Raw genomic sequence first — 10298 nt, forward strand, 5'->3', positions numbered from 1 at the left:
GCTGACGGGACTCGGTGACGCATTGCCCGCGTCGGAGGTTGCCGACCTCACCACTTAAGGAGTGGGCGTCGTGACCGCGGAGACCTCTCAGACGCTCGACCGGGGCCTCAGGGTCCTCAAACTGCTGGCCGATACGGACCACGGGCTGACCGTCACCGAGCTTTCCAACAGACTGGGCGTGAACCGGACCGTGGTGTACCGGTTGCTCGCCACGCTCGAACAGCACGCGCTGGTACGGCGTGACCTGGGCGGCCGCGCCCGGGTCGGGCTGGGGGTGCTGCGCCTCGGGCGGCAGGTGCATCCGCTCGTACGGGAGGCCGCCCTGCCGGCGCTTCGTTCGCTCGCCGAGGACATCGGGGCGACCGCGCACCTGACGCTGGTCGACGGGACCGAGGCCCTCGCGGTCGCGGTGGTCGAACCGAGCTGGACCGACTACCACGTGGCCTACCGCGCCGGGTTCCGGCATCCGCTGGACCGGGGGGCCGCCGGGCGGGCGATCCTGGCGGCCCGGCTCTCGCCGCGCGACGACCCCGGCTACACCCTGACGCACGGCGAGCTGGAGGCCGGGGCGAGCGGGGCCGCGGCCCCGCTGCTCGGGGTCACCGGGGTCGAGGGCAGCGTCGGGGTCGTGATGCTGGCCGACGCGGTGCCGGAACGGGTCGGGGCGCGGGTGGTGGACGCGGCCCGGGAGGTCGCGGAGGCGCTGCGCTGAACCGGGACGGTGGCCTGAACAGGTCGCCGCGTTAGATTGACTCCGTGCTCTCACGTCTCACGCGTCTCCAGGCCGTCGCCGTCTGCGCGGTTCCCGTCGTGGCCCTGCTCGGTGCGGCCGTCTTCGCGCCGCTGCCGTTCTCGGTGGCCCAGCCCGGGATGACGGCGAACGTCCTCGGCGACAACAAGGGCACCCCGGTGATCACCGTCGCCGGGGCGCCCACCCGCTCGACCAGCGGGCAGCTGCGGATGACCACGATCGAGGCGACCGGGCCGGACGCGCGGGTGTCGCTGGGCGACGTCGTCGGCAACTGGTTCCGGACGGACCGGGCGGTGATGCCGCGCGACTCGGTGTACCCGAGCGGCGGCAACGTCAAGGAGATCGAGCAGCACAACACGGAGCAGATGCAGCAGTCGCAGGACGCGGCGGCCCAGGCGGCGCTGAAGTACCTCGGGCTCAGCCCGAGCAAGGTCGAGGTGACGCTGAAGCTGGCCGACGTGGGCGGGCCGAGCGCGGGGCTGCTGTTCTCGCTCGGGGTCATCGACAAGCTCGACGGGAACGGGAGCGGGGGGGACCTCACCGGGGGGAAGAACATCGCGGGTACCGGGACCATCACCGCCGACGGCACGGTCGGGGCCGTGGGCGGGGTCGCGTTGAAGACGCAGGCGGCGCGGCGGGACGGGGCGACGGTGTTCCTGGTGCCGAAGGACGAGTGCGGCGAGGCGAAGGCGGAGTTGCCGAAGGGGCTGAGGCTGGTGCCGGTGACGACGCTCAAGGGTGCCGTCTCCGACCTGGTGGCGTTGGAGAAGGGGACGAAGGTCCCCAGCTGCTGACGTCGCCTAGAGGGGCGCCGATGCCGGAACCGGGGTTGCCAGGCGCAGGCCTATCTCCACCAGGGTCCAGCCGACGCAGGTACGCAGGGCGCGGGGGCGTCGGGCCCGGCCGGCGAGGCGATGGGCCTCGGCCTCGGCGTGGAGTTCCGCGGTGCGGGCGCGGTGCAGGGTGAGGTGCGTCTCGGGGTGCAGCATCGGGGGGCCTCTCAGTCCGTCTCGATGGGGAAGAGGTGCGTGTGGATGCGGACTTGCTCCGAGTGCGGCGTCTCCTTGTCGGGGATCCGGTCCCGGTAGCTTTCGATCAGGGCGTGCATCTCGCCGATCAGTTCCAGGGCGAGATCGGGCGTCAGCCGCAGTGTCATGTCGCTCATGTCGGTGGAGCGGGTCCAGGCCTGGGGCCACTGGTCGCGGGTGGCGAGCCAGGTGGTCAGCTCGCGGGCGTGGTACGCGGCGCCCTCCTGCAGGTACACCTCCGTCAGTCCGCGCACCTCGGGGCCCGCGTCCTCGAAGTCCGCGCTCTCGTAGCGCAGGCTCTGGTCCACCGCCTGCCACCATCGCTCGCGGCCCTTGCCGTGCTCCGGCGCGTCCTCGACGAATCCGTGTGCGGCGAGCTGGCGCAGGTGGTAGCTGGTCGATCCGCTGGACTCGCCCAGCCGCTCGGCCAGTTGGGATGCGGTGGCGGGTCCGTGCCACCGCAGCACGTACAGCAACTGCATGCGCAGCGGGTGCGCGAGTCCCCGCAGTGAGCGGGCGTCAAGGCGGCGCTGTTTCCGATCCGCGGGCTCTGTCACATGCTCGACGATAGCGATGCAAAGGACCCTTTGCAACGTGACCTTTGCATCAACTTCTTTGCAAGCCACCCCCCAGTGCCGCCTCCGCCCCGCTCAGCCCCCCCTCGTTGTCCGCCGCCGCCTGCTCCACCAGGGGGATGATCCGCAGCGGCACCGGGTTCTCCATGACGATCGCCGTGGAGGCGCGGACGATCCCGTCGAAGCCGACGACCCGGTCGATGACCCGTTGGAGGTCGGCGTTGGAGCGGGCCACCAGCCGGCACTGCATGTCCCCGGTGCCGGTGGTGGTGTGCAGTTCCAGCACCTCCGGCACCGTCGCCAGGTGCGCCCGCACGTCCGGTCCCTGGCCCTGCCGGATCTGGAGCGTGGCGAACGCGGTGACCGGGTAGCCGAGGGCCGCCGGATCCACCTGGGGGCCGAACCCCTGGATCACCCCGCTCGACTGGAGCCGGTCGAGCCGCGCCTGCACGGTCCCCCGGGCCACCCCCAGCCGCCGCGACATCTCCAGCACCCCGATCCGCGGCTCCCGGGCCAGCAGCACCAGGATCCGGCCGTCCAGATGATCGATCGCCATGCCCGCCTCCGAATGAGCACCCTGTACAGAAAGTCCGCCGAAACGGTCGTAACGCTGAGCATATTGTCCAGTGGAAACGCAAACTATTGCGCACCTTGTCGGCCGGGTTCACCCTTCGACCATGACGCAGACCACACACCACACTCCCGGTACGACGGTCCGGCAGGACGACCCCTTCCCGGTCCGGGGAATGGACGCGGTCGTCTTCGCCGTGGGCAACGCCAAGCAGGCGGCGCACTACTACTCCAGCGCGTTCGGCATGCGGCTGGTCGCGTACTCCGGACCGGAGAACGGCAGCCGCGAGACCGCGAGCTACGTCCTGGAGAACGGCTCGGCGAGGTTCGTCCTCACCTCCGTCATCAAGCCCGCCACCCCCTGGGGCCACTTCCTCGCCCAGCACGTCGCCGAGCACGGCGACGGGGTGGTCGACCTCGCCATCGAGGTCCCGGACGCCCGCCGCGCCTACGCGTACGCGATCGAGCACGGCGCCCGTTCGGTGGCCGAGCCCTACGAGCTGAAGGACGAGCACGGCACGGTGGTGCTGGCCGCGATCGCCACCTACGGCGAGACCCGCCACACCCTGGTCGAACGCACCGGCTACGACGGCCCGTACCTCCCGGGGTTCACCGCCGCGTCCCCGATCGTCGAGCCCCCGGCCCGCCGCACCTTCCAGGCCGTCGACCACTGCGTCGGCAACGTCGAACTCGGCCGGATGAACGAGTGGGTGGACTTCTACCACCGGGTCATGGGCTTCTCGAACATGAAGGAGTTCGTCGGCGACGACATCGCCACCGAGTACAGCGCGCTGATGTCCAAGGTGGTCGCCGACGGAACCCTCAAGGTCAAGTTCCCGATCAACGAACCGGCCATCGCCAAGAAGAAGTCCCAGATCGACGAGTACCTGGAGTTCTACGGCGGCGCGGGCGTCCAGCACATCGCACTCAACACCAACGACATCGTCGAGACCGTACGGACCATGCGCGCGTCCGGCGTCGAGTTCCTCGACACCCCGGACAGCTACTACGACACCCTCGGCGAGTGGGTCGGCGACACCCGGGTGCCGATCGACACCCTGCGCGAGCTGAAGATCCTCGCCGACCGCGACGAGGACGGCTACCTGCTGCAGATCTTCACCAAGCCGGTCCAGGACCGCCCGACGGTCTTCTTCGAGATCATCGAACGGCACGGCTCGATGGGCTTCGGCAAGGGCAACTTCAAGGCCCTCTTCGAGGCGATCGAGCGGGAACAGGACCGCCGCGGCAACCTCTAGCCGGTCCTCTGGCCGGTGGCAGCCAGGGAGGAGCCGTCACCCCGGCAGCGGCTCCTCCGGAGGCTCCTCGCCCAGCGCCGCCAGGGCCGATCTCGCCACGGGGGCCTGCAGCGGGGAGAAGTACGGGTTGACGCGCAGGGCGTCCTGGAGGTGGCGGCGGGCCGAGGCGTCCTCGTCCAGGTCGCGTTCGATCATGCCCCGGTGGAAGGCGTACAGGGCGCTGCGCACCCCGCCGCCCTTCGTCGAGTCCGTGGCGATCGACGCGTACCGCAGGGCCTCCTGGTCGTCGCCCGCCCGGTGCAGCGCCCAGCCCAGCGCGTCCGCGACCTCGATGCCGGGCTGCCGCTCCCACTCGGCGGTCAGCCGCTGCACGCCCTCCTCGGGCTCCCCGTGGTCCGCCTCGTACTGTCCGATCAGCAGATCGTCGTCGACCCCGGCAGCCAGCTCCTTCTCCACCTGGGCCCGCATCAGCCCGAACTGCGTGTGCGCCTGCTCGGCCATCCCCAGCGACTCGTACAGCTCGGCCAGTTCCAGCGAGACCTGCGGGGCGGCCCGGTGGGCGAGGGCCTCCCGGTACGCGGTCAGCGCGTCCCGGGTGCGGCCCAGCGCGGCCAGCGCCCGCCCCTGCCCGGCGCGCGCGGCCCACTGGTCGGCGTCGAGGCGTACGGCCGCCTCGAAGTGCCGCAGCGCGTCCTCCCGTTCGCCCCGCTCCCAGGCCAGCTGCCCGGCCTGGGTGAGGTACGCGGCCTGCTCGGCGGGCGTCCCCGCGGCCGCCGCCGCGTCCGTCACCTGGGCCACCGCGTCCTCGCGCCAGCCCCGGTCCCGGTACACCGCCGAGGCCCGCGCCATCACGGCCGGTCTCACCGCCGCCCCCACCTTCAGCGCCATCAGCTTGTCCAGCGCGGCGCGGGCCGCCTTGTAGTCGCCGAGCCCGTCGCAGGCGTCGATCAGCGCCGGATACGCCGCCCACCGCTTCGGCGCCGCCTTCAGCGCCTCCTCCGCGTACCTGCGGCCCTCGGCGAAGTCCCGGCGCGCGTTCGCCAGCGCGGCGAGCCCGCCCAGCGCCTCGGTGTTGCCCTTGGCGGCCACCTGGAGCGAGGTCCGCAGCGCCTGCTCGGCCTTCGGGTAGTCGGCGGTCCCGTCCGTCCGCCGGGCCCTCGCCACGTACGCGGCCCCCAGCACCGCCCAGGCCCGCGCGTCCTTCGGATGCTCCCGCACCCGCAGCTCCCGGGCGCCGATGAGCGAGGTGAGGTCGGGCAGGGCGACCGGCCGGCCGTCGAGGACGGCCGCCTGCACCGCCGCCGCCCGCGCCCCCGCGAAGGCCGGGGGTCCGGCCGCCGGGTGCGGCGCGGCGGCGCGGTGCGGCTCGTGCGGCCACAGCAGCAGCGTCCCGCCCGCCGCCACCCCGCAGGCCAGCGCGACGACCAGCAGCCGCCGCAGCACCCTGCCCCGGCCCCGGCGGCGCGGCGGGCCGGGCTCCGCGAGCAGCGACGTACCGGGCCCGGACTGTCGGTTCTCGAGCGCGCACATGCCGCTCACTGTGCGTCAATACGACCACGGCATCCGGGCGGCCCAAGGACGGACCCTGTGGGGTTCACACCGATGGCCCCGGGTGCGACGCTGTGATCATGAGCCGTATCGAAGCGCCTCGGGACGAAGCCACCAGCAACCTCACCGACCGGCTCCTCGCGGGTCTGCCGGCCGACGCGGTGCTCGTCGACCCCGACGTGACCGCCTCCTACGCCAACGACATGGCGAGCTTCTGCCCGGCCGGCACCCCGGCCGTCGTCGTGCTGCCGCGCACCGTCGAACAGGTCCAGCACGTCATGCGCATCGCCACCGAACTGCGCGTCCCGGTCGTCCCGCAGGGCGCCCGCACCGGCCTGTCCGGCGCCGCCAACGCCGTCGACGGCTGCATCGCGCTGTCCCTGACCCGGATGGACCGCATCCTGGAGATCTCGCCGGTGGACCGCGTCGCGGTCGTCGAACCCGGCGTCGTCAACGCCGCCCTCTCCCGGGCGGTCGAGGAACACGGCCTCTCCTACCCGCCGGACCCCTCCAGCTGGGAGACGTGCACGATCGGCGGGAACATCGGCACCGCCTCGGGCGGCCTGTGCTGCGTGAAGTACGGGGTGACCGCCGAGTACGTCCTCGGTCTGGACGTCGTCCTCGCCGACGGGCGGCTGATGTCCACCGGCCGACGGACGGCGAAGGGCGTCGCGGGCTACGACCTCACCCGGCTCTTCGTCGGCTCCGAGGGCTCCCTCGGCATCGTCGTACGCGCCGTGCTCGCGCTGAAGCCCAAGCCGCCGCAGCAGCTGGTGCTGGCCGCCGAGTTCTCCTCCGCGGCCGCCGCCTGCGACGCGGTGTGCCGGATCATGGCGGGCGGCCACGTCCCGTCCCTCCTGGAACTGATGGACCGCACGACCGTGCGAGCCGTCAACGAACTCACCCACATGGGTCTGCCCGAGTCCACCGAGGCCCTGCTGCTCGCCGCGTTCGACACCCCGGAGCCCGCCGCGGACCTCGCCGCCCTCGGGAGGCTCTGCGAGGCCGCGGGCGCCACCCAGGTGGTCCCGGCCGACGACGCCGCCGAGTCCGAACTCCTCCTCCAGGCCCGCCGCTCCTCGCTGATCGCCCTGGAGAAGGTCAAGGGCACCACGATGATCGACGACGTGTGCGTGCCCCGCTCCCGGCTCGGCGACATGCTCGAAGGGGTGGAGCGCATCGCCGAGAAGCACGGGCTGACCATCGGGGTCGTCGCGCACGCCGGTGACGGCAACACCCACCCCACCGTCTGCTTCGACGCCCAGGACCCCGACGAACGCGCCCGCGCCCGGGCGTCCTTCGACGAGATCATGGCCCTCGGCCTGGAACTCGGCGGCACCATCACCGGCGAACACGGCGTCGGCGTCCTGAAGAAGGAGTGGCTGGCCCAGGAGATCGGGCCGGTGGGCGTTCAGATGCAGCGGGCCGTCAAGGACGTCTTCGACCCGCTGGGCATCCTCAATCCCGGCAAGCTGTTCTGAACCCATCCGCCGGCGGCCTCACTGGGCGAGCAGCTGGTCGAGCGCGTCGTCGATCCCCAGCCGCGCGCCCTCGGTCCCCGGCGGCACGGCGCGCAGCGTCCGCTCCAGCCAGGCGGACACCTGGGCGGTCGGTGCCTCCAGGAGGGCGTCACCGTCGGGTGAACTCAGCGCCATCAGCACGACGCTGCGGCCCTCCGCCTTCGTCGGCCACACCCGCACGTCCCCGTGCCCGCTCGGCCGGAACACCCCTTCCACCAGCAGGTCGCGGGCGAAGGTCCAGTGGACCGGGGACTCCGAGGTGATGTGGAAGCTGACATGGACGGCGTAGGGGTCGTCGCAGCGGTAGCGGAGCCGGGCGGGGACCGGGATGCTCCGCTCGGGGGACAGGATGAGCCGCAGCTCCAGCTCGCGTTCCACGACGGTGTGATGCATGGCGTCCGTTTCCTCTCTCGATCAGTCGTACGGGCACCGGTGGTGGGCCCGTACGAGGGGAGAGCCGCCGGGGGCGCGAGCATTACGCGGGTTCCGGGAAATTTTCTTCCGATGTGGTGAAGGGGGTGCACGGGGCTGCCCGGAAAGGGGCGGGTCCTGCGGGACTGGCGGTGACGGGCACCCGGGTCTGATAGATGTGGAGGCTCCCACACGACCCCCGAGCAGATACGGGACGACGGACATGAGCGCCCCAACTCCGGCACCCGGTGACGAACGGCCCCGCGAGGGCTACTACCCGGACCCGTCCATCCCCGGCTACGTCCGTTACTGGAACGGTGCCGCGTGGGTGCCGGGCACCAGCCGTCCGGCCCCGGCCGCCGTTGAACCGCTCAGCCCGCCGCCCGGCTCCCGGCCCGCGGCACCCGCCTCCGTCGAGGAGACCGGCCCGCACTTCTTCGACGAGGACCCGCAGCCGCCGACGGCTTCCGGCTGGACGGCCGAGGGGGCCGCCTGGGGCACCGACCCGCGGTCGGCGCCGGGCTCGCCGCCCCGGCCCGACGGCCGGTCCTCCCGCACCGACGGCACGGCGACGATCCCGCCCGCGGACGAGGGGGACCTCGACTCCGGCGGCACGTTCGTCTTCCGCAGGCCGACGGTCGGCCCGGCGGGCACCCGGCCCCCCATGGACGACGGCACGATGGCCTTCCGCCCGGTCCGGGACGAGGCCCCGTCGAACCGGGGGACGGGCACCGGGTCCCAGAGTGGCGGGGTGACAGGTGGTCCCGGTGGCGGTTCCGGTGCCGGCGGCGCCGCAGCGCCCGGCGCTGGAACGGCCGGGTTCGGTGCGCCGGGTTCCGGAGGGCCGGGCGCGGCGGGTGGCGCAGGTGCGGCTAGTGGTGCCGGGGCTGCGGGCGCGGCCGGTGTCGGGGGCCAGGGTCAGGCCGGTGGTTCCGGCGGGTTCGGTCCTCAGGGGCCTGTCGGCGCGCCCGGCACCTCCGGCGGAGCCGTTCCCGGGCGGCCCGGCTTCGGTGCCGGGAAGGCCGCCGTGGAACGGGCCGCCGCGGCCCTGCCGTTGCCCGCGGGCTCCGCCGTCGCCCCCGCCGTACCCCCGCAGTCCGCCGGGCCGGATCCCGCGCCCGCCGTGCCCGTCGCTCCCATGGCCGCCGGTGCCGGGGGCGGGCAGTCCTCGTGGCCGCAGCAGGTGCACCAGCTCGCCGGTGACCAGCAGGTCGCGCCCTGGAAGCCGCCGGTGGAGGACGTCTTCCAGGCCGCCGCCCGACGCCAGGCGGCGGCCCGCCCCGCCGGGCTCGGCAGGCGGTTCGGCGCCCGGCTCGTCGACAGCCTGCTCGTCGGCATGGTCACCGCGGTCGCCGCCGTACCGCTCGGCACCAGGGCCGCCGGCCACGTGCAGGACAAGATCGACGCGGCCAGGCTGTCGGGCCGGACCGAGACCGTGTGGCTGCTCGACGGCACCACGGGCCTGTACCTCGGCATCGTGCTCGCCGTCCTGCTCGTCGCCGGCCTCCTCTACGAGGTGCTGCCCACCGCCAAGTGGGGCCGCACGCTGGGCAAGAAGCTGTTCGGCCTGGAGGTGCGGGACATCGAGGGCCACGAGCCGCCGGCCTTCGGCGCCGCGCTGCGCCGCTGGCTGGTGTACACCGTGCCGGGGCTGCTCGGCATCGGGATCGTCGGCGTGGCCTGGTGCCTGTTCGACCGCCCCTGGCACCAGTGCTGGCACGACAAGGCGGCGCACACCTTCGTAGCGGGGGCATGACCCGGACGGCCGCTCGCCGGATGCGGGCCCGGCCGTCGCGCGTTCCACTCGGGCCATGAGCACCGAACCGCCGCCGCCCCCGGGCCCTGGAGAGCCGCCGGAAGAAGACCCGTTCAGGAAGCCGCCCCCACCGGGCCGGGACGAAGGCCGGGGCGCGGGCTCGCCGTACGACGCCCCGTACGGCGGCGCACACCCCCCGCCGCCCTCCTACGGCGGCGGCCCGTACGGCGAAGGCGGCGGCTACGGTGGTGGTGGTCCCGGAGGATCCCCGGCCGATCCGCTCGCCGGCATGCCCCCGCTCGCGGACAGTGGCAGGCGCACCCTCGCCCGCATCATCGACATGATCCTGGTGCTCATCGTGGTCTGGCTGATCACCCTGGTCTTCGGCGTGCGCGAGTACGAGGTGAACAGCGACCGGGTCGCGGTCGGCAAGTCCCTCGCGCAGTCGATCATCGCCTGCGTCCTGTTCGTCGCGTACGACACCCTGCTGATCGCGAAGTCGGGTCAGACCCTCGGCAAGAAGTGGCTGGGCATGCGGGTCGCCAACCTGAGCGACGGCGCCACGCCCTCGACGCAGACCTCCCTGGTCCGCGCCCTGGTGCTCTGGGTGCCGTTCGCCTTCTGCTGCGCCTGCGTCTGGACGGTGATCTGCGGCGGCTGGAGCTTCTTCGACAAGCCGTACAAACAGGGACTGCACGACAAGGCCGGGAAGACGGTCGTCGTCAGTACGAGATAGCGAAGAGGGGGAGGGCGCACAGGCAGCCGGGGGGGGGGGGGGGGCCCCCCCCCCCCCCCCCGGCCGGGGGGGGGGGGGGGGGGCGGGGGGGGGGGGGGGCCCCCCCGGGGGGGCCCCGGGGGGCGCCCCCCCCCCCCCCGGGGCGGG

At 73.3% G+C, this 10298-nt stretch carries 11 protein-coding genes; 6 read left to right on the forward strand and 5 right to left on the reverse strand.

The window, feature by feature from the left end; genetic code table 11:
* Nucleotides 1-70 precede the first annotated feature (70 nt).
* Nucleotides 71-712 (forward strand): IclR family transcriptional regulator, encoded by a 642-nt coding sequence (locus ACZ3KP_RS34825; protein ID WP_132890544.1) that lies wholly within the window; start codon nucleotides 71-73, stop codon nucleotides 710-712.
* Nucleotides 713-756: 44 nt separating this feature from the next.
* Complete coding sequence (locus ACZ3KP_RS34830; RefSeq protein ID WP_467504473.1) at nucleotides 757-1545, forward strand: S16 family serine protease; 789 nt, start codon at nucleotides 757-759, stop codon at nucleotides 1543-1545.
* 6 nt (nucleotides 1546-1551) lie between these two features.
* Here ACZ3KP_RS34830 and ACZ3KP_RS34835 read toward each other — a convergent pair whose 3' ends face one another.
* From ACZ3KP_RS34835 to ACZ3KP_RS34845, 3 genes are read right to left on the reverse strand one after another with little or no spacing between them, the layout of a single operon-like run.
* Nucleotides 1552-1737 carry a hypothetical protein gene (locus ACZ3KP_RS34835; protein WP_467504538.1) on the reverse strand — a complete coding sequence of 62 codons (186 nt, stop codon included), beginning with the start codon at nucleotides 1735-1737 and terminating at the stop codon, nucleotides 1552-1554.
* 14 nt (nucleotides 1738-1751) lie between these two features.
* Nucleotides 1752-2336 carry an ArsR/SmtB family transcription factor gene (locus ACZ3KP_RS34840; RefSeq protein WP_467504475.1) on the reverse strand — a complete coding sequence of 195 codons (585 nt, stop codon included), beginning with the start codon at nucleotides 2334-2336 and terminating at the stop codon, nucleotides 1752-1754.
* Nucleotides 2337-2385: 49 nt separating this feature from the next.
* Nucleotides 2386-2910, reverse strand: a complete 525-nt coding sequence (locus tag ACZ3KP_RS34845) for an Lrp/AsnC family transcriptional regulator (protein WP_467504477.1) — start codon at nucleotides 2908-2910, stop codon at nucleotides 2386-2388.
* 121 nt (nucleotides 2911-3031) lie between these two features.
* Between ACZ3KP_RS34845 and hppD the strand changes: the two genes are divergently transcribed.
* Nucleotides 3032-4180 (forward strand): 4-hydroxyphenylpyruvate dioxygenase, encoded by a 1149-nt coding sequence (gene hppD / locus ACZ3KP_RS34850; protein WP_467504479.1) that lies wholly within the window; start codon nucleotides 3032-3034, stop codon nucleotides 4178-4180.
* A gap of 36 nt (nucleotides 4181-4216) precedes the next feature.
* Here hppD and ACZ3KP_RS34855 read toward each other — a convergent pair whose 3' ends face one another.
* On the reverse strand, nucleotides 4217-5710 hold the full coding sequence (locus tag ACZ3KP_RS34855) for a tetratricopeptide repeat protein (RefSeq protein WP_467504480.1): 1494 nt from the start codon (nucleotides 5708-5710) through the stop codon (nucleotides 4217-4219).
* 92 nt (nucleotides 5711-5802) lie between these two features.
* Between ACZ3KP_RS34855 and ACZ3KP_RS34860 the strand changes: the two genes are divergently transcribed.
* Complete coding sequence (locus ACZ3KP_RS34860) at nucleotides 5803-7209, forward strand: FAD-binding oxidoreductase (RefSeq protein WP_358983395.1); 1407 nt, start codon at nucleotides 5803-5805, stop codon at nucleotides 7207-7209.
* An 18-nt stretch (nucleotides 7210-7227) separates the two neighbouring features.
* Here ACZ3KP_RS34860 and ACZ3KP_RS34865 read toward each other — a convergent pair whose 3' ends face one another.
* Nucleotides 7228-7641 (reverse strand): SsgA family sporulation/cell division regulator, encoded by a 414-nt coding sequence (locus ACZ3KP_RS34865; protein WP_467504482.1) that lies wholly within the window; start codon nucleotides 7639-7641, stop codon nucleotides 7228-7230.
* Nucleotides 7642-7882: 241 nt separating this feature from the next.
* Between ACZ3KP_RS34865 and ACZ3KP_RS34870 the strand changes: the two genes are divergently transcribed.
* Nucleotides 7883-9415, forward strand: coding sequence for an RDD family protein (locus ACZ3KP_RS34870; RefSeq protein ID WP_467504483.1), 1533 nt, complete (start codon nucleotides 7883-7885; stop codon nucleotides 9413-9415).
* A 55-nt stretch (nucleotides 9416-9470) separates the two neighbouring features.
* Nucleotides 9471-10151, forward strand: a complete 681-nt coding sequence (locus ACZ3KP_RS34875) for an RDD family protein (RefSeq protein ID WP_467504485.1) — start codon at nucleotides 9471-9473, stop codon at nucleotides 10149-10151.
* The last annotated feature ends 147 nt before the right edge of the window (nucleotides 10152-10298 follow it).

Source organism: Streptomyces sp. NPDC020958, from assembly GCF_055562175.1.

What these genes read in the sequence shown, in the direction of transcription:
- hppD (WP_467504479.1), top strand. Translation starts at nt 3,032, where the DNA reads ATGACGCAGACCACACACCACACTCCCGGTACGACGGTCCGGCAGGAC.
- ACZ3KP_RS34845 (WP_467504477.1), bottom strand. Translation starts at nt 2,910, where the DNA reads ATGGCGATCGATCATCTGGACGGCCGGATCCTGGTGCTGCTGGCCCGG.
- ACZ3KP_RS34870 (WP_467504483.1), top strand. Translation starts at nt 7,883, where the DNA reads ATGAGCGCCCCAACTCCGGCACCCGGTGACGAACGGCCCCGCGAGGGC.
- ACZ3KP_RS34855 (WP_467504480.1), bottom strand. Translation starts at nt 5,710, where the DNA reads ATGTGCGCGCTCGAGAACCGACAGTCCGGGCCCGGTACGTCGCTGCTC.
- ACZ3KP_RS34875 (WP_467504485.1), top strand. Translation starts at nt 9,471, where the DNA reads ATGAGCACCGAACCGCCGCCGCCCCCGGGCCCTGGAGAGCCGCCGGAA.
- ACZ3KP_RS34865 (WP_467504482.1), bottom strand. Translation starts at nt 7,641, where the DNA reads ATGCATCACACCGTCGTGGAACGCGAGCTGGAGCTGCGGCTCATCCTG.